This window comes from Ruegeria lacuscaerulensis (assembly GCF_013031245.1).
In the GTDB taxonomy this organism is placed as follows: Bacteria; Pseudomonadota; Alphaproteobacteria; order Rhodobacterales; family Rhodobacteraceae; genus Ruegeria; species Ruegeria lacuscaerulensis_C.
The window spans coordinates 1-17,768 of sequence record NZ_WPZL01000049.1; the positions used below are offsets into that span (position 1 = coordinate 1).

General features: G+C 57.0%; 18 protein-coding genes. 5 read left to right on the forward strand and 13 right to left on the reverse strand.

The genetic code is table 11. The features are described from left to right. The 13 genes from GOX66_RS23825 to GOX66_RS23885 all read right to left on the reverse strand — a co-directional run. A partial coding sequence (locus GOX66_RS23825) for a cobalamin-independent methionine synthase II family protein (protein ID WP_170766151.1) occupies nt 1–1,102 on the reverse strand: 1,102 nt, incomplete at its 3' end. 102 nt (nt 1,103–1,204) lie between these two features. Further along, nucleotides 1,205–2,167 (reverse strand): cupin domain-containing protein, encoded by a 963-nt coding sequence (locus GOX66_RS23830; protein ID WP_170766153.1) that lies wholly within the window; start codon nt 2,165–2,167, stop codon nt 1,205–1,207. A gap of 151 nt (nt 2,168–2,318) precedes the next feature. Further along, a complete protein-coding gene (locus GOX66_RS23835; protein ID WP_170766156.1) occupies nt 2,319–3,293 on the reverse strand; it encodes a nuclear transport factor 2 family protein in 975 nt (324 codons plus the stop codon). Beyond that, nucleotides 3,290–4,309, reverse strand: a complete 1,020-nt coding sequence (locus tag GOX66_RS23840) for a LacI family DNA-binding transcriptional regulator (protein ID WP_170766158.1) — start codon at nt 4,307–4,309, stop codon at nt 3,290–3,292. Before GOX66_RS23840 ends, GOX66_RS23835 begins: the two co-directional genes overlap by 4 nt. Beyond that, the gene (locus GOX66_RS23845; RefSeq protein ID WP_170766160.1) at nt 4,309–5,076 is read right to left on the reverse strand and encodes an SDR family NAD(P)-dependent oxidoreductase; all 768 of its coding nucleotides are present in this window, start codon (nt 5,074–5,076) and stop codon (nt 4,309–4,311) included. The genes GOX66_RS23840 and GOX66_RS23845 overlap by 1 nt, the downstream gene beginning before the upstream one ends. Before the next feature lies 1 nt (nt 5,077). Further along, nucleotides 5,078–6,127 carry an ester cyclase gene (locus tag GOX66_RS23850; RefSeq protein WP_237212755.1) on the reverse strand — a complete coding sequence of 350 codons (1,050 nt, stop codon included), beginning with the start codon at nt 6,125–6,127 and terminating at the stop codon, nt 5,078–5,080. Nucleotides 6,128–6,219: 92 nt separating this feature from the next. Beyond that, complete coding sequence (gene hisD, locus GOX66_RS23855) at nt 6,220–7,560, reverse strand: histidinol dehydrogenase (protein ID WP_170766164.1); 1,341 nt, start codon at nt 7,558–7,560, stop codon at nt 6,220–6,222. 11 nt (nt 7,561–7,571) lie between these two features. After that, the gene (locus GOX66_RS23860) at nt 7,572–8,102 is read right to left on the reverse strand and encodes an ester cyclase (RefSeq protein WP_170766167.1); all 531 of its coding nucleotides are present in this window, start codon (nt 8,100–8,102) and stop codon (nt 7,572–7,574) included. Nucleotides 8,103–8,234: 132 nt separating this feature from the next. Further along, entirely contained in the window at nt 8,235–9,224 is a 990-nt protein-coding gene (locus GOX66_RS23865) for a nuclear transport factor 2 family protein (RefSeq protein WP_170766168.1), read from the reverse strand. A 178-nt stretch (nt 9,225–9,402) separates the two neighbouring features. Beyond that, nucleotides 9,403–10,284: a carbohydrate ABC transporter permease gene (locus tag GOX66_RS23870; protein ID WP_170766170.1), complete on the reverse strand. Its 882-nt coding sequence runs from the start codon at nt 10,282–10,284 to the stop codon at nt 9,403–9,405. A 1-nt stretch (nt 10,285) separates the two neighbouring features. Continuing rightward, entirely contained in the window at nt 10,286–11,314 is a 1,029-nt protein-coding gene (locus GOX66_RS23875) for a carbohydrate ABC transporter permease (protein WP_170766172.1), read from the reverse strand. Nucleotides 11,315–11,377: 63 nt separating this feature from the next. Continuing rightward, on the reverse strand, nt 11,378–12,604 hold the full coding sequence (locus GOX66_RS23880) for an ABC transporter substrate-binding protein (RefSeq protein ID WP_170766174.1): 1,227 nt from the start codon (nt 12,602–12,604) through the stop codon (nt 11,378–11,380). Nucleotides 12,605–12,689: 85 nt separating this feature from the next. Next, nucleotides 12,690–13,739 (reverse strand): ABC transporter ATP-binding protein, encoded by a 1,050-nt coding sequence (locus GOX66_RS23885; RefSeq protein ID WP_170766176.1) that lies wholly within the window; start codon nt 13,737–13,739, stop codon nt 12,690–12,692. A 160-nt stretch (nt 13,740–13,899) separates the two neighbouring features. Between GOX66_RS23885 and GOX66_RS23890 the strand changes: the two genes are divergently transcribed. The 5 genes from GOX66_RS23890 to GOX66_RS23910 all read left to right on the forward strand — a co-directional run. Beyond that, nucleotides 13,900–14,901: an ester cyclase gene (locus tag GOX66_RS23890; RefSeq protein ID WP_170766178.1), complete on the forward strand. Its 1,002-nt coding sequence runs from the start codon at nt 13,900–13,902 to the stop codon at nt 14,899–14,901. Next, nucleotides 14,898–15,782: an amidohydrolase family protein gene (locus tag GOX66_RS23895; RefSeq protein WP_170766180.1), complete on the forward strand. Its 885-nt coding sequence runs from the start codon at nt 14,898–14,900 to the stop codon at nt 15,780–15,782. Before GOX66_RS23890 ends, GOX66_RS23895 begins: the two co-directional genes overlap by 4 nt. A 2-nt stretch (nt 15,783–15,784) precedes the next feature. Further along, nucleotides 15,785–16,255 (forward strand): thioesterase family protein, encoded by a 471-nt coding sequence (locus GOX66_RS23900; RefSeq protein ID WP_170766181.1) that lies wholly within the window; start codon nt 15,785–15,787, stop codon nt 16,253–16,255. Between the two features lie 38 nt (nt 16,256–16,293). Further along, nucleotides 16,294–16,674 (forward strand): DDE-type integrase/transposase/recombinase, encoded by a 381-nt coding sequence (locus GOX66_RS23905; RefSeq protein ID WP_170766182.1) that lies wholly within the window; start codon nt 16,294–16,296, stop codon nt 16,672–16,674. Between the two features lie 343 nt (nt 16,675–17,017). Beyond that, nucleotides 17,018–17,768, forward strand: a 751-nt coding sequence (locus tag GOX66_RS23910) for a BCCT family transporter (RefSeq protein ID WP_170766183.1), incomplete at its 3' end; no start/stop codon positions are given.

Below are 17,768 nucleotides of genomic sequence, written 5' to 3' on the forward strand. Positions count from 1 at the left end.
CGGCAAGCGCGCCCAGCTTGGCATAGGCGATATCCGGGTCGACCGCGCCAAAGCCTGCAAAGGTGCCAAAGCCGCAATCCGATCCGGCGATCACCCGTTCGGTGCCTACGATGTTCGCAAACCGCTCGGTACGCTGCGCGATCAGCTCAGGGTGTTCGACAAAATTGGTCGTGGTGTCGACCACGCCGGGCACCAGTACCTTGTCATCCGGAATGTCTCCCTTGCGGTCGCGGAACACGGTCCATTCATGCGCGTGTCGCGGGTTCGAGGTTTCGAACAGCACAAAGCGGGATTTGGTGGACATCAGCGTCGAAAACACCTTGTCCATGCCGATGTCGCAGCAATGCGGACCCTCATAATTGCCCCAGCAAATATGGACGCGCACCTTGTCAGATGGGACGTTTTGCAGCGCGTGGTTCAGCGCCTCGACATGCATGTCAGCGATTTTCACGAACTCATCGTCGGAAAGATTCGTGAACAGCATATGGCGCGACAGAGCGAGATCAGGGCAATCCAGCTGCAAATCCAGACCTGCACCAACGATGGTTTCGTATTCCGACTTCATCGCATCGGCGAGCGCGGCCAGATAGGCCTCGCGCGTCGGATAGAAATCATTCTGCAGAAACAGTGAAATCACCCCGGGGCTGGCGGCGTTCATGAACCCGCGCTCGAACCCGTGTTCGGCCATGGCCGCCGTAAGATTGTCGATGTCCTTCTGCAGCTCACCCTGCCCTTTCGAGCGCACCTCGCCCACGCACATGGGCCGCACGTATTGCGGCGTTCCGCCGTCATCCGCCAAACGTTGCAGAAAGCCCGGAAACATTTTGAGGTCCGCCGGCGCGTTGCGTGGGCTGTCACCGGCAAAGCCGGTATAGCGATCCTTCACATAAGTGGCATAGGATATTTTCGAAGTCTCACCGTCCGAGACGATATCAACCCCGGCCTCGGCCTGTTTGCGCACTGTCTCAGACACGGCAGCGGTCATGCAGGAATCAAATGCGGCCTGATCGAACGGTTCCTCCCGCTCGCGCGCGAAGATGAAGTCCACGACCTCCTGACTGCGCGGCAGGCTTCCCACATGGGTGGTTAAAATGCGGGTCATGTATTCATCTCCCTTCAAATCTTGTTCCTGCGCCGGGCCGGAAACCCGGTGCAGGATGCGCTGAGCATGCCGCGATTGATATCGGGACACGCAATTTTGGCGTTATGCACCCGTCCAGGTCGCCCCAGCCGGATCGTCGGTGGCAGTGATACGGTACAGACCCGCTTCGCCGGTCATCGACGGCTCGGCGCTGTAGCTTTCACCGGGCATAACCAGCGCGGTATCGCCGTTGGACAGAGTGGTCTCGACCTCATTGATCATGATGCGCCAATGGCCGCTGGCCGGCATCAGAACCACGGGCTTATCCGTCTTGATCTTATCAGCAACGGCCGAGCCGCGTGTCAGGAAATCCACCTCGAAACCGGGCTTGTCCTTGATCAGGCCATTTTGGCCGATCACGACCGCAGGCTTGTCCGCCGACAGCGCCATCAGGTCCCAGTACCGAGCGACATATTTGCCGATCACCGCCTCAATGGGAACCTCGGGATAGGCTCTCAGCTCTTCTTCGGTCAGCAACGGCATGGGCTGCACATTGTGCGGCAATTCCTCGCCCTTCTTGCTGTCGTACAGGACGCCATTATTACCCAGTACCAAGCCATGGACCTGCGCGTCCTGAATAACTTGCGGAGCCCAGGTCACGCCGCCACCAGCGTCGTCGCCGCCCAGCATCGACATGATCATCCCGTAGTCCTGGCCGACATTTTCGAACCCACGGAAGATGCCGGTCGGGATGTTGAAGATATCGCCTTCTTCAGCGATGAACTCACCTGCAGTCCCGTAACGACCCCAGAAGAACCGCCAGCGACCTTTGGCAACAAAGAAGACCTCGGCGGTGGTGTGGCTGTGCAGCGAGTTGCGGCATTTCGGCGGTTGCCCCGCCGCACCGATATTGAACCCGATTTTGTCGGTGATGTGGACGTGTTGGTCGGGGCTTTCGCTGACGCCGCCGCCAATAATGGTAAAGTTCTCTTTCTGGTTCGAGCCCGGCGTGTGGGCGTCGATGAAAGCTGTTTTACAAGGCTTCAGCTCGCCATAGCGGACGATGCGGCTTTCGATGGTACTCATATCTTGTCTCCTTTAGATTTGGGTTTGAGCGGATCAAACCCAACCTCCCGGCGGGCGATTGTTCAGCCGCCGGGCGCGCAGACTGGCGCGATGGGCGTGGAACCGCCGCAACGCCTGCCCGGCATCCAGATTTGAGATACGGTGCGGCATTCTAGAGATCGCCGGTTTTCAGCAGAATCTGTTTCCAGATCGAGGTTTCGTCAAACAGTGTGTATTCCTTGCGCAGACCCCAGGGACCGAACTCGGCCTGACTGATGCCCAACACAAAGACCTCAGCCCCGGTCGGTACACCGAAGACGCCCCAGCCGTCGTGCTTGCCGTGCAAAGACCAGCGGATCGCGGCGCGCGGTGGCATCATTGGATCGTCGCGGCCAATCTGGTGGTGGATCTTGAATTCTGCATTCGGGAACGAGGCGCGCAGGCCCATCCAGAAACGGTCTACTGGACCCCAACTGTGGCCGGTCGTGCCGCCGGGATACTCCGACAGAACGGCGCGGTCGTAGTCAGCCTCGATCACGCCCATATCAGCATTCATGATCCGGGTCAGGATGTCGGCGAATTTTTGGCCCCACTCATTGTCATTTCCATGTCCTTTGTAAGGGCCGGGCTGTTCGTTTGCGGGCGTGTAGGGCTGAACACAGGCGTCAGGTCCGCCCTCTCGGGCGATCAGGTCGCGGACGTATTCCTTGGGATCCCCGCCCATCTGTTGCACGATTGCGCTCTGGTCGCGGATCAGCCATTCATCGTTGATCTGGTTGTTGATGGCATGGCAGTCGGCCAGAATGCGGTAGACGAGTTTCTTACCGGTCGCCTTGCCATATACCCCGTCACCCAGATGGGTCGCGGTGGACAGCAGGCGGTGCGAGGACAGCATGCCTCCCTCAGGTGTTCCCGACCAGATCACGTCCTCGCCCAACAGCGTACGATCAGGGAACTCAGCCAATGTCGCTATAGTGGCAGCAATGACATTCTGGTTTCCGACAACCACCGACCCAGGTGAACGCACGACGATGTCCGGGGCATAATAGTCGTGCAGCGTGGCAATGCCACGATCTTCCCAGATTTCCTTGGTGATCCCGATTATGTAATCGGGAAAGTCTTTGAACTTGGGATCAAATCCCTTCATCTGTTCCATCCTTCAGGTATACGGGCGGAGCCGCGAACAATAAGCGGACCGTCAATCTCAACGCGGTGCGCGCTGACATCGGGGTCTTCGATCTTGCTGAGCAGGATATCGACAGTTTCGGCCACCATGCGGTTTGCTGGCTGTCGGACCGTTGTCAGATTGTAGCTGGGCCAAGCCGCAACGGCGACGTCGTCATACCCAACGACAGACACATCCTCCGGTATTTTCAAGCCCAGCTCGAACCGAAGCGTGTCCATCACAGCGATGGCCATGTGATCGTTGGCCACGAACACGGCATCGGGCGGGTCGGTAGCAAACATGCGACGCGTTGCTTCCTGTGCTTCTTCAGTCACGAAATTACCGACCCCACGCACATGAAGTTCCATGCCGGCATCGCTCAGCTCCGACAGGAAGCCGGCTTCGCGATCGCGCTGAGTCGATGCACCTTCCCAACCGGCGATATAGCCAATTTTCTTGTGCCCCCCGGCCAAAAGGAACTCGGCCGCCTTGCGCCCGCCTGCGATATTGTCTGACGATACCGCGGACATGGCCGGATCGTCCTGCGCCCGGTTGAATAGCACCATCGGTATACCTGCCGCGCGGCAGCGGTCGGACAGATCTGACGACAAAGCCACCGAAGCAGCGATGATCCCGTCGACCTGAAAGTCAAGAATTTCCTCGACCACGTTGTCAATATTGCCAGCCTGGTGCGAAGCCATGAAAATCAGAACGTGGTATCCACGCTCCTGCAGCGCGTTTGTAAGCTTTTCAAGCGCCTCGGGGTAAAACTGGTTGTTCAGATAGGCCACGACGAGCCCGATGATCCGGCTTTTGCCGGACACCACAGCGCGGGCCAGTACGTTGGGACGATATCCCAGTTCCTTGGCCGCTTTGCGCACCTTTTCTACAGTTTTCTTGGACGCCGATGCACCAGGCGTGAACACCCGACTGACCGCAGATTGGCTGACCCCGGCAAGACGGGCGACTTCCAGTGATGTAACCTTGTGTGTCGCCATCAGTCCGCCGTCCAACCTCCGTCGACCATCAGTGCCGTACCAGTCACCAACGCCGATGCATCCGAGGCCAGAAAGACCACCGCGCCCATGATGTCTTCAATCTCTCCCGGGCGGCCCAGCTTGATCTTGTCCAGAATCCAGGCGCGTTTGCCTGGATCGTCGAAGGTGGACTTGGTCAGGTCGGTCAGGATGAATGTGGGGCAGATGGTGTTGACGCGGATTTTTGCGGACCCGAATTCCAGCGCCATCGACTTGGTAAAGCCTTCGACCGCGAATTTCGACGCGCAATAGACTGCGCGCTCGCGACCGCCGACATGGCCCATCTGGCTTGAGATATTGATCAGCGAACCGGGGCGACCGGCGTCGAGCAGGCCCTTGGCAACGGCCTGGGTCAGGAAATAGGCACCTTTGACATTGACACCCATCACCGCATCAAAATCACTCGGTTGCGTGTCCACGGCTTTACCGTGACGGGCAAGCCCGGCAGAGTTCAACAAAATATCGAATGGCCCGTGTTTTGCCACCGCCTCGGCGGTCGCCGCGACCTCGGAGACATCGAGTTCAAGGGTCTTGGCAGCCCATCCCAGTGCGGCCATGTCGGTGGCGATATCCTGCAGCGCATCGATGCGCCGCGCCGCCAATGTGACCTCGGCCCCATGCTCCGCCAGCGCCACGGCGCAGGCCATGCCGATGCCCGAAGAGGCGCCCGCGATCAAGGCACGCTTGCCGCTAAGATTGAAACTGGGGGTGCTGGGAAATTGGGGCATATCAGACCTCGCCGACCGGGAATGGAATCGCGCCCGGAACACGTGCTTTGTTAAATTCTCGCAGACGGGCAAAGACATCTACGCCCAGTTGCTTATATGCGTCCAGCAGGTCAACCAACACCCAGTTTTCCCGGATCAGCCCGTCTTCGAGCCGCCAGAAATCCAAGCTGCGCATCGAGATCCGCTTGTCCGAGGGCGCAATCCCCATCCACCCGTCATGCGAGACGGTCTGGATCATGTCCGGCCAGCCGGTCACAGCTGCATAGTCGCCGTCGCCAAAAAAGTGATAGGTAATGTCTTCTACATGTTGGCCCCGGTCGGGCATCCCGTTCAGAAACGGGATCTGGTGCCAGTTGCGGAACCCAGCGATGCCGCGCCCGGTTCCGATCCCGGCGGGGCCGTACCAGTTCATGCGCGGATGCCAGAACCGGTCCATCTCCATCACCTCGGGGCCACCTTGACCAGGGTGTTTCTTGAGATATTCCAACATGTTGATGATGTGGTCGCAGGAGGCTTGGGATGTTGCCTCGTCCCACGGACCGGGCACCATCCCGTCCAGCGTAGACGGACCGGGGATACAGAACTCGCGCCCCAGCGACGGGGCCATCGGCCAGGCATTCGCCTGTATCATCACCTCGGGAATGTCCCAAAGCGCCTGGATCTCAACAACCTTGCCACCCTGAAAGCGATAGAATTCGTGAAACCGCATATGCGTCAGGTGCCCTGTCGGCGGGATGTCCAACCAAGGGGCGACAAACGTACCGTAGTAATGGCCGCCGCAGCCGACCCAGTCGTTGCCCTGTTCTGTCCGACCGCCCATGACGACCCAGTCGCGACGCTCAAGATCGGGCATGGATTTTAGCAGCGGTGCATAACAGGTGTCATAGAGTTCCTGCGGGCTGGTCAGATCCCCAAATGGATACAACATGTGGATGAAGGCATCAGGCGCGATCACCTCCTCCAGCGCTGCGCGTACCCCGGCCTCGTCGAAATTATACATGGCCTCGAACAGGGGCGCTATCAGGGCCTTGTGGGTAGAGTGTGTGTCCATTGCGAAATCTCGCATTGTGTTATCTGCTTCTCTTTCAAGTCCGTAACGCCGGGGTGAACCCGGGCGCAAGTGCTGTGGCAATGACCTCACTCCTACGAGGAAACGTCTGCAGCCTCGCGATAAACCGCGCCTTCACCGTAGGGAATGTTGATGCCCCCGTAACGTCGGACACGGATGTTGCATTGCTCGGCATGGCCGACAAAGCCTTCCAGCATACACAGGCGTGAGCCGTATTCGCCGATCATCACTGCTGCTTCGTCGGTGACGACTTTTTGATAGCTGTGCGTTTTCATGAACTTGCCGACCCAGAGCCCACCTGTATAACGCCCGGCCTTCTTGGTCGGCAGCGTGTGGTTGGTGCCAATCACCTTGTCGCCGTTTGCAACATTGGTGCGCGGCCCCAGAAACAACGCACCATAGCAGGTCATGTTTTCCAGGAACCAATCGTCGCGGTCGGTCATGACCTGAACGTGCTCGGAGGCGATGTCGTCGGCCACTTGCAGCATTTCGTCATAGGAGTCGCAGACGATGACCTCCCCATATTCCTCCCAACTGACCTTTGCGGTTCCGGCGGTGGGCAGGATACCGAGGATACGGTCAATCTCGCTCAGCGTTTCTTCAGCCAGCTTGCGCGAGTTGGTGACAAGAACGCAGGGGCTGTTGTATCCATGCTCGGCCTGACCCAGCAGATCTGTCGCGCAAAACTCGGCATCGGCGGCGGTTTCATCGGCGATGACCATGGTCTCGGTCGGACCCGCAAAAAGGTCGATACCAACGCGGCCGAACAGCTGGCGCTTGGCTTCGGCAACGAATGCGTTGCCGGGGCCGACCAGCATGTGAACCGGGTCGATGGTCTCAGTCCCGATCGCCATGGCGCCGATGGCCTGAATGCCGCCCATGACATAGATCTCGTGCGCGCCGCCCAGATGCATGGCCGCGATCACAGCCGCGTTTGGCTTACCCTGAAAAGGCGGCGTGCATGCGATGATCCTGGGAACGCCCGCAACCTTTGCCGTTGCCACCGACATATGCGCCGAGGCAACCATCGGGAACTTGCCACCGGGGACATAGCACCCCACGGACTGCACCGGGATATTCTTATGCCCCAGGATCACGCCGGGCAGAGTTTCGATCTCGATGTCCAGCATCGAGTCGCGCTGCGCCTGGGCGAAATTCATCACTTGCTTTTGCGCGAATTTGATATCGGCCAGCTCGCGCTCGGTCAGTGAGGCGATCAACTCGTCGATCTGTTCCTGGCTCAGGCGAAAGCTTTCCGGCGCGTAATTGTCGAACTTTTCCGACAGTTCGCGTACTGCCGCGTCACCGCGGGTTTTGATGTCTGTCAGCGTCGCTTCAACGACGGCACGGGTTTTGGCGTCATCCTCGGCCCGGTCGGCTTCGGGTTTGCCGCGTTTCAGATATTCGATAGTCATTGTCCTAATCCTCAATTGTCGGGCCGGGGCGGAGTTTTTTCTCCCCGGTCAAATGTTTCCCAGCCTTCGCCGTTGAACAGGTCGACACCCAGCTGGGCGGCGACATGGGCGAAATCGACATTCACCCAGTTGTCGACAATCTTGCCGTCGACGACTTTCCAAAAATCCATATAGCGGATCTCGACCCGCTTTCCGGTCGGGGCGATGCCCAGGAATTCACCGGAATGCGTTGCCTCTTGCCGGCCAAATGCTGCAGCCCATTCACCCATGTAAAGCCGGGCCTCGTCGATGCAGGTCTTGTCGGAAAACGCAGCCTGGAATGGGCGCTGCCAGTTTTCCTGAAATTCCTTGAGCCCGGTCTTGGTGCCGCAGCCCTGATTGCCGATCCAGCGGAACCCTTCTGCGAAGAATTCGCTAATATCGTCGATGCGGTGATCGTTCAAACCATCAACCATGCCCTCGATCACGGCGCGGGTTTCGTCTGTCTTGTTCATGTCCGTGTCGCGTGTCAGCACGGCCTGTTCTGGGCGGGAGCCCTTCATGTGTCTCTTCCTTCTATGATTACCAAGGGATTTTCTGTGTGGACGGGGAGGGTTAATCGGCCACCAGAAAATCCCTTGGCATCCGGTTGAGCGCCGGGTGGCGCGCAACGGCGTTATGTCTGGCGGAACAGCTCATGCGGCTGGTTCAGCGATTTCGGCAAAAAGGTCGTAACCCAGCTGCATCAGCACATGCGGGATGTCGACAAAAACCCAGTTTTCGACCAGCAGGTCACCTTCGCGGCGCCACCAGTCACAGACCCGCATGAAGACGCGTTTGCCGCTTGCGGGCTGGTCGAGGAAGGATTTCACCTGGACGCCAGTCAATGAGGGCCAGCCACCTGAGCATACGTAGTTGCCTTCGCCGTATCGGGTGAAATGTGCAGTCATACCGTTGCCTGCACTACCTCCGGACCAGCCTTCGAAGGTGGCTTCGAAAGGTACCTGGAAGCTGGCAAAACTCTCGAGCCCGACGAAAGAACCGAAGGCACCGGGGCCATACCAGACCATGTTGTTATGCCAGTAGGGGCGCCAAGCCTCGTTCTCGGTGGCAAGCCCGGCCAGCATTTCTGTGACTATATGATAGCTCTTGGCGCTCTCGGCAGGGTCTTGCGGGGCGGTCAAGATGCCATCATGGCTGGCTGGGCCCTGAATCATGCCGGTGAAGCCACGGGTCTTGCCCGGGCTGTGGGTGATCGGCCATTGCCCAGCGGCCAGCATCAGCTCTGGGATGTCAAGGAAGATATAGCTCTCCACCGCTTTACCGTCCTGTATGCGGTGGAACTCGCCGAAGCGCAAATAGGCAAGCTCGCCTGTGGCTCGGATGCCAAGCCAGTCGCGCGAGAACCGGCCAACGAAATAGCCGGTAGCGCTGATCCAGCCCTGTCCGTTAAATTCGCCGGCCATGACAATGTCGTCGCGCCGAAACAGCCTGTCGAAGGCATTGGCAAGTGGGACGATGACGTGATCGTGCAACCCGAGTCCGCCCGCGACCTCATTGAAGGGATGCACCACGTTGACGTGTGCACCGGGGGCGAAGAATGCGTCAAAGGCCGGCCGGAAGTTGCCAGGATGACGTTGTGCGTCGGTGAATTTCAGAAAGGGTTTGCGGTCGAGGTTTTCCATTTTCTCTGTCTCTATGGGGTCTGTTCGAGGCGTGTGCGGAGAAGCGCCCCGCTAGGTCCCGCGCGCATCAAAGCAAATGGAATTCGTCCCGGCCGCCGGGCCCGGCACGCAGCCAAGTTCAGGCTCGCTGCGCGCGCATGGGCAGATACGGACAGAGGATGCGTACGTCCCATCAGAGTCAGCCTTTCACAGCCCCAGCGGTCAGGCCGCCCACAATCTGACGCTGGAAGAACATCACCAGAATGAACAGTGGAACTGTGGCCGAAACCACGGCTGCGACGGCGAACATCACGTTGCCTTCGGTCTGTGTTGTACCGAGGAATGCCGCAATGGCAGGCACCATGGTACGGTTGCTTTCGGACAGCAGCATCGCCCCCACGGCAAAGTCATTGTAGGCCAGAAGGAACGAGAACAGCCCTGTCGTGATGACACCCGGCCACATCACCGGAATGATTACGCGGCGGAAAGCCTGAAACTGGTTGCACCCATCGACCTTGGCGCTTTCGTCCAACTCGCTTGGGATGTTCTTGAAGAAGGAATGCAGCATCCACAGAGTGAACGGCTGGTTGATCGCTACAAGCACGATAATGGTGGTTGGAAGAATCCCCCAAACATTCCATTCAAAGAAGGGCAGTAGATAACCTGAGACCAGAGTGATTGGCGGCATTGCCCGGAAAATCAACGCCGTGATCAAAAGCCAGAACGTGTAGTTGTAAGTTGACCGCGACAAGGCGTAGCCACCCAGCGTTCCAATGGTCAGTGAGATGGTGACCACAAAGAAGCACACGATCCCGGTGTTCAAAACATTGCGCCAGAATTCTTCCTGAATCCACGCGCCTTCGTACCCGGTGGTGGTGAATGGTGAACCATAGACCGCTTCGGTTCGGGCACCGGTCAAGGCGTTGGTCCAGTCAGCAATCGAAAAGAAATCCAACTCGACCTTGAACGATCCCCATACCGTCCAAAGGAACGGAAAGGCGGCCAGGACAAACCAAAGGAGCACGAACAGGGATGAGGCGATCCGAAGGCTTGTGGGCATTCTTTGTGCGCGGCTGGCCATGTTATCTTGCTCCTTTAAAATCGCGCCAGGTGCGGACAAGCACGGGTGACAGAAGAATGGCGATCCCGATTATCGTGATCACAGAGGTTGCAGCCGCTGAAGATAGCTGCCGGGTTTCCCCACCGAGGTCGTTGAAGATGAACGTACTGAGCGATTGCGCGTGTGCTCCCGCGCTGAACCCGATGATTGGTTCGAACACTTTGAAATTGTCCATCAACTGGATCAGAGCAACAAATGTAACAAGTGGCATCAGATGAGGAACAACTACGAACTTAACCTGTTGCCAGCGCGTAGCCCCATCAATCTGAGCGGCTTCAATCTGGTCTTTCGGCAGAGTTTGCAGCCCGGCATAGAAGACCACGAATGCAAATGGGGCCGAACTCCAAACGCCATAGACCATCAGCGCCACCCACATCAGTCCGGTCGAGGCCTTAAGACTGAAATCAGGATCTCCAGCCAGGTTTACGAGGGCGTTGCCGATAACACCGCGACTGTCGATCATCCAGAACAGGATGAGTGAGCCGATCAGCGGCGTCACGATCATGGGCAAGAGCGAGAAGAAAATCATCAACCCCTTGAGGTGTCGATGCAGGGAATTGACAGCCAGAGCAATCACCAGCCCCAATAGGATCGTGAGCGGGGTCACAATGAATGTGAAGGACAGAGTGAAGGCCATCGCCCGGTAGAAGGGCAGATTCCCAAGCTCTGAGAAAAAACCGTCCCATGTGTCATTCGTGGCCCAAATTTGACCAATTTCCTGTATCGCCAAGTGGCCGCGGTCAAAGTAGATGCCCAATCCCACGAAGCGGCCCATTGGATTCTCGGCACGCAGTGCGGCCGTCGCTTCCTGATCGACGGTAGTTTCGGTTGTACATCCGACGAGGGGTGTACAGTTCTCCACCTCTATCAATACAGCCGGGTGCGGCGCAAATATCGATTGCGTCACCACGGACACGATTGGCATTGCGATGAACAGCAGCATCGCCAGACCCGTGGGCAGGAAGAACCAGAGGAATGTCTTATGGCGCATAGCGAAGTCCCCGCATGAAGTGTGTATGCGGTCGGCGGCAAAGGCCAACCGCACAATGGCATCTTATTCAAGGAAGCCTTGTTCAATGGCGGCAGCACGATAAGCTGCCTCGACATCGGCCAGTGCTTGTTCGGCACTCTCCTTGCCTTGCATGAAATCAGCCAGTTCGTTGCCGAGTGCGCTATGCATTAGACCCATGTAGGGCAACATTGGATAAGGAGGAGTGCCCATCTTGGCTGCTGCAAACACACCTTGCGCATCCTCAGATGGTTCGTAGCCTTCAATCAGCCAGACGGCCAGCGGCGTGGTTTCGTCGTTCAGCATGTCAGGACGGATACCGTGTTTCATGGCGATGAAAGTAGCTTCTGCTTCTTCATCTGAGATGTTCTTTCCGACGGTCCAGCCGTCCCACCACAGGGTCGTCGCTGGTATTGAGCCACCGCCAACGGTCAGCGGAGCCGCGATAGCGTGACCGTCAATCACTTCCTGCAGGACCCCTTCGGTCGAGGTTTGCTGCGACGCGCGCGATCCCCACATGTTCATGATCGCCACATTGCCTGCGCGGTATTCCGCATTGGTGGCATTGGAGTCGTGGGTCAGGAAGTCGGGGTTCATATACTCCGACAACGCCTTCATCATGTTGAGAGCGTTGACACCGGCCTCGGTGTTGATGTTGGGTTCCGCGGTCCCGGGTTTGAAGTGGGTGCCACCATAGCCAAGGAACATGTTGTTGAATTCCTGAGCAAGGTTCCAACCTGCCTGATATGCGCCACCAACCGGGTTTTGCATAATGCCCTGCTCACGAATGGCCTCGGCCACCTCGAGCAGTTCCTCATAGGTGGTCGGGACTTCCACACCGGCTTGCTCAAGGATGTCCTTGCGGTACATCAGATGCTGAGCGTTCGCCATGAAGGCGATGGCCATGATGTTGTCGCCAATCTTAATCAGCTGCCCAGGCTGCAGGTCCTGGCCATGCTGTTCCACCAAATCATTTAGCGGACGAATAACGTCTTCGTTCATGAGCGCCACAACCGAACTATTGGCTATGATTGCGGTCGTATATTCCGACGGATTGCCCGACAGGCCAGCTACGTTGATGGTCTGGTGCTCGGATGTAAGGTTGGATTCTACTGACGCCCCGGTGCATTCCTTCGCTCCGGCCGCGACGGCTTGAATCGCTGCAAATTCGTTTCCAACGATGTTAACTCGACCGCCGATTTCGCAGGCATAGCCCGCGCTTGCGGCAAAGGCGGTCAACGACCCGGCCAATGCGATTCTCTTAAAGAACATTTGATTTCCTCCCTAGGTGAATGGGTACATCGTCGAAGTCTGCACCCGGAATTTGACCAGTTACTGTGGGTTCGGATTTCGGCGTTCAGCCTTTCAGGCGCGCCCCGGTTTGCGAATCGAACAGATGGCAGTGGTCGGTGTGGATATGGATCGAAACCTGATCGTCGATTTCGGCGCGATAAGTCTTTTCTGCTTTGACTGAGACCAGCGCACCGCCTATCCGAACCGAGACCATGGTGCTGTCGCCCAGAAGCTCTTGCGTGTAGATGGGCGCATTGATCTCGCCGCCGCTCTCCACAACATTGGCATCCTCGGCACGAAAACCCAGCGTGATTGGTCCATCGGGCGCATTGAGCCCCGACACCTCAGTGTTCTGGGCGCGGAATATGCCTCCTTTGACCTCGCCATTCACAAGGTTCATTGCGGGGTTGCCGATAAAGCTGGCCACGAAAGTATTGGCGGGTGCGTCGTAGATGTCGGTGGGTGATCCAACCTGCTGTACTACGCCCTGTTTCATGATGACCACGCGATCGGCCAAGGTCATTGCCTCGATCTGGTCATGGGTCACGTAAATCGTGGTCACGGCGAGTTCATGGCTAAGATTCTTAATCTGCGCGCGGGTGGATACGCGCAGTTTTGCGTCAAGGTTGGACAGTGGCTCGTCCATCAGGAACACGTTGGGTTCACGCACGATGGCGCGCGCAAGAGCTACCCGCTGACGCTGGCCACCGGACAGCTCTGCCGGTTTGCGATGCAGGAAGTCATCGAGTTCAACCATGGCCGACGCGCGACGCACTTTTTCGTCATGTGTTGCCGGATCAATGCCGCGGACCTTCAGTGGGAACCGAATATTTTCGTAAACGTTCATGTTGGGGTAAAGCGCGTAGGACTGGAACACCATCGCGACGTCGCGGTCCTTGGGCTCCATTTCATTGACGCGCGCGCCATCGATCAGGATGTCACCCTCAGACGCGTCCTCGAGACCAGCAATCATGCGCATGGTCGTGGTTTTGCCGCAGCCCGACGGGCCAAGAAGCACCAGAAACTCCTTATCGGCGATTGTGAGATCAAAATTGTTCACCCCGACGAACGATCCCCAACGCTTCCCGACGTTACGAAGTTGAATTTCGGCCATTCTGTCCTCCCTGCCGCACATTTCGTGCATACGCTTGCAAAACCATAGACAACAAAAGAATCATCTGGCAAGTTTTTTTTGCATGCGTGTGCAAACGTCTGTTTCGCCCCCCTCGCAATTCGCCCCACTACAGCGACTAAAGAACTGAAAGAAAAAGATAATGTCCTATGAAACCCAAAAAGCGATTACTTTGGATTACTACATGGCGCTATGCAACGTTAAAGAATCGGATATCGCTAACACGATGTCTGAGTTCTGCGCAGAAAACTACCTGTGGCGCGGTTTCCACCCGTTTGATGAGCTTCGGGGCACCCATGACGTAGCGCAGGCATTCTGGTGTCCCCTGAAGCAAAGTCTAAGGAATATGCAGCGCCGGATGGACGTGTTCATGGCCGGGGAAAACGAGATGGACGGATTCACCTCGGTCTGGGTTGTTTCGATGGGGCACCTGATGGGCCTGTTCGACAATGCGTGGCTGGGCATCGCCCCCACAGGCAAGATGGCGTTTTTGCGCTATTGCGAGTTCAACAGGGTCGAGAACGGCAAAATCGCCGAGACGGCGATGTATTTCGACATCCCGCATTTCATGATGCAGGCCGGGTTGCAGCCCTTCCCGCCCCAGACCGCAGCCCATTTGGTACAACCCGGACCAATGACGCATGACGGGTTGATGTTCAGCCCGCAGCCCTCCGAAGAAGGCGAGAAAACGCTCGGCGCGATCAATGCCATGATTTCCGATCTCGGCCAATGGAACAGCGGCCTGAGCCTTGAGGACGAGTTGCGACGCACCTGGTGTGAGGACATGATCTGGTGGGGCCCGGCGGGGATTGGCGCGACCTACACGATCGAACGCTACGCCCAACAGCATGCGGGCCCCTTCCGCGAATCTTTCACGAACCGGTCGAGAACCAAACACATTTGCCGCATGGCAGAGGGTCATTATGGTGGTTTTTTTGGCTGGCCGAACTTCACCGCCCGGCCCACCGGGGGGTTCATGGGCATGCCCGCCACCGACAAGGCAGGCGAGTTCCGAGTAATCGACATCTATCGTCGCGAAGGTGACAAGCTGGCCGAGAACTGGATTTTCATCGACCTGCTTCATTTCTGGAAACAACAGGGTGTCGAAATATTGGGGCGCATGGCAAAAGTACCGCGGACATGACCGATTGGATCGACGCGCACCACCACCTTTGGGACCTTGAAGCAGTGCTCTACCCATGGCTGATGGCGCGCGGGGTGGAAAGGTTCTTTGGCGACCCGACGCCGATTCAACGGAATTACCTACTGCGCGAGTTCCGGTCCGAAGCCGCGCCCTGCGGAGTCGGTGCCTCGATCCATATCCAGGTGGGTGCCAAAAACGGTCTGGACGAAGCCCGGTGGGTTCAATCCATCGCCGATGCCAATCCAGGCTGGCCGATGGCGCAGGTTGTGTTCTGTGACCTGACCTCGGCCGACCTGTCCAACCAACTAGACACGATTCAGGACCTACCCACTGCGCGTGGCGTGCGCCAGATCGTTGGCCGCGCACCCGGGGAGGACGCGCAGACAGGCACCAATTCTCTGCTGGACGATCCGCGATTTCTGGACGGACTGCAGGAGGCTGGACGGCGCGATCTAAGCTTTGATCTGCAGCTCATTCCCGATCTGATCGGAAAAACTACCCGAATTCTCGCGCAAGCTTCGAATACACGGGTCGCCCTATGCCATGCCGGATCACCACATGACCGCACCCCGGCCGGCCTGAAGAGCTGGGCTCAAAGACTGCGCGCACTGTCCGATCTGCCGCATGTCTCATGCAAGCTCTCAGGTCTGGGCATGTTCGATCACAACTGGACGCCTGACAGCATTCGCCCGATCGTGGAGATCTGTCTTGAACAATTCGGACCCAAGAGGGTCATGTTTGGCTCGAATTTCCCGGTCGACAAACTCTATGGCAATTACGCAGCGCTGGTGCAGGCTTACCGTGATCTGGTTCCGGCTGAGGCACAATCGGCGGTGTTCAGAGAAACCGCCGCACACTTCTATGATCTTGAGGTGCCCTGAGAATGATATTCACCTTTGAAACCACAGTGAAACCTGAATGGATCGACTATAACAGCCACATGCGAGACGCCTATTACGGGCTGGTATTCAGCCTAGCCGTCGACGCCATGCAGGATGAGGTCGGCTTTGATGAAGACTATCGCGTCCGCACCGGGTGCACGATCTATTTGCTTGAGGACCACAAATTTTATCTGCGGGAAGTCACGGTAGCTGACCATCTTCGCATTGAGACACGAATTCTGAATTGTGATGAAAAGCGCTTCCATTTGCATATGCAGATGCTGAACGACGGTGATCTGGCAGCAGTCGGCGAATTCATGGAGCTTCACATCAGGCAAAAACCAAGCCCCCATGCCGCGCCGATGCCGGATGAGATTCTACAGCGTTTGCAGACAGCAACACTGCCACCTGACGATGCGGCAGTGTTAAAGCACCGTTCACGTTCGATGACGACCGTGCACAACTCACGCTGAACTTGATAGCTACATAAGTGAAAGAAACCTGCTGTGACATGAGGATTGGCAATGACCCGATCGGACCTGCGGCAACAAGGTTCTTTGCCAAAGCGCTGTCGTCAAATGGAATCCCCGACAAGATCGTCATCGACAAGAGCGGAGCGAAGATATTTGGAATTCGCGAAATCAACAGAATTCTGAAGCAGTACAGTTGTCCGGCCACTGTGCAGGTGATCAGGTCCAAATACTTAAACAACATCGTGGAACAGGATCTCAGATTTATCAAACGGCGCGTGCGCCACATTTGTGGGTTCAAATCTTTCGGATCTGCGTCAGCAACCCTGGACGGTTTCGAGGTCGCCAACATGATCCGAAAGAAACAATTTCCAAACAAAACGATATCCGGATTTCGACTGTATGTTCAGTTGGCAGGATAAGTGTGCCCTGAAAGTGGTAACTTTTTCACTCGCAGGAAGTTTGCGACACATCCATTAGCAACCCTCTAATCACCTCATTTCAATATTTCTGAAGTTTACTTAATTTGTTTGAGTTTGACTGATGCTAGTGAAAGAACCCATCATGCACAGATCATGCGGTTGCAGGCAAAACAACACCTAAAATTCCCCGAGAATGCCGCGACCGCAGGCGTAGCAGTAACTGAAACGCTGCTTGAGAAGATCGGCACGCGGGTCCGAACCAAAGACGCGTCGGACGCATTGCGACAAAGCCAGCTCATCTGCGCGGCATCGCATTGAAAAAGTGACAACAGGGAGGAACCTTATGCCAGTACCTGAACCCTTTACGGATCTGGAGATAGAAACGGCAGATGCCGGTTTCTACGAGAATTACAGCGTTCCAATCGCGCTGATCAGTAAGGGCATCATGGTTGCCCTTGTGCTGTGGGCGCTCGTCTTCCCGGCCAATGCAAACAGCACTTTGGGCAGCTGGAACGGCCGGCTTCTGGAAGTTTTCAACGGCTTCTACGTGGTCATTGTCGGACTGTTTGTCGTTTTCCTTGTAATTGTGGCAATCCTCCCGTCGACCGGAAAGAGGGTCATGGGAACAGCAGGCGAAAAACCTGAGTTTTCGAACTTCTCCTGGTTCTCGATGATGTTTGGTGCGGGACTGGGTGTTGGCCTGATGGTCTTCGCGACCGCAGAACCGCTGGGTCTGTGGGGATCAAATCCCGAGGTTGTGGCTGGCGCAGTTGCGGGTAACGATCCGGAGTCAATTCAGTCCGCGTACCGGTATACCTTCCTGCACTACGGCTTCCATGCCTGGGCGATTTACGTGGTGACTGGCCTGTCGCTGGCCTACTACGCTTATACCCGTGACATGCCTCTGACCATTCGCGCGGCTCTTACTCCGTTGTTCGGTCGCCTGATGAACGGGTTCCTTGGCCATGTAGTTGACGTCCTGGGCGTTGTTGCAACAATCTTGGGCGTGTCCGTCACAATCGGTTTTGGTGTCAGCCAGTTCATTGACGGTCTCTATGCAATTACCGGCATCGAATGGATCATGGATTTGGGCG

Excerpts from the sequence above, each read along its gene's own strand:
- GOX66_RS23830 (WP_170766153.1), bottom strand. The coding sequence starts at position 2,167 with ATGAGTACCATCGAAAGCCGCATCGTCCGCTATGGCGAGCTGAAGCCT.
- GOX66_RS23835 (WP_170766156.1), bottom strand. The coding sequence starts at position 3,293 with ATGAAGGGATTTGATCCCAAGTTCAAAGACTTTCCCGATTACATAATC.
- GOX66_RS23840 (WP_170766158.1), bottom strand. The coding sequence starts at position 4,309 with ATGGCGACACACAAGGTTACATCACTGGAAGTCGCCCGTCTTGCCGGG.
- GOX66_RS23845 (WP_170766160.1), bottom strand. The coding sequence starts at position 5,076 with ATGCCCCAATTTCCCAGCACCCCCAGTTTCAATCTTAGCGGCAAGCGT.
- GOX66_RS23850 (WP_237212755.1), bottom strand. The coding sequence starts at position 6,127 with ATGGACACACACTCTACCCACAAGGCCCTGATAGCGCCCCTGTTCGAG.
- hisD (WP_170766164.1), bottom strand. The coding sequence starts at position 7,560 with ATGACTATCGAATATCTGAAACGCGGCAAACCCGAAGCCGACCGGGCC.
- GOX66_RS23860 (WP_170766167.1), bottom strand. The coding sequence starts at position 8,102 with ATGAAGGGCTCCCGCCCAGAACAGGCCGTGCTGACACGCGACACGGAC.
- GOX66_RS23865 (WP_170766168.1), bottom strand. The coding sequence starts at position 9,224 with ATGGAAAACCTCGACCGCAAACCCTTTCTGAAATTCACCGACGCACAA.
- GOX66_RS23870 (WP_170766170.1), bottom strand. The coding sequence starts at position 10,284 with ATGGCCAGCCGCGCACAAAGAATGCCCACAAGCCTTCGGATCGCCTCA.
- GOX66_RS23875 (WP_170766172.1), bottom strand. The coding sequence starts at position 11,314 with ATGCGCCATAAGACATTCCTCTGGTTCTTCCTGCCCACGGGTCTGGCG.
- GOX66_RS23880 (WP_170766174.1), bottom strand. The coding sequence starts at position 12,604 with ATGTTCTTTAAGAGAATCGCATTGGCCGGGTCGTTGACCGCCTTTGCC.
- GOX66_RS23885 (WP_170766176.1), bottom strand. The coding sequence starts at position 13,739 with ATGGCCGAAATTCAACTTCGTAACGTCGGGAAGCGTTGGGGATCGTTC.
- GOX66_RS23890 (WP_170766178.1), top strand. The coding sequence starts at position 13,900 with ATGTCCTATGAAACCCAAAAAGCGATTACTTTGGATTACTACATGGCG.
- GOX66_RS23895 (WP_170766180.1), top strand. The coding sequence starts at position 14,898 with ATGACCGATTGGATCGACGCGCACCACCACCTTTGGGACCTTGAAGCA.
- GOX66_RS23900 (WP_170766181.1), top strand. The coding sequence starts at position 15,785 with ATGATATTCACCTTTGAAACCACAGTGAAACCTGAATGGATCGACTAT.
- GOX66_RS23905 (WP_170766182.1), top strand. The coding sequence starts at position 16,294 with ATGAGGATTGGCAATGACCCGATCGGACCTGCGGCAACAAGGTTCTTT.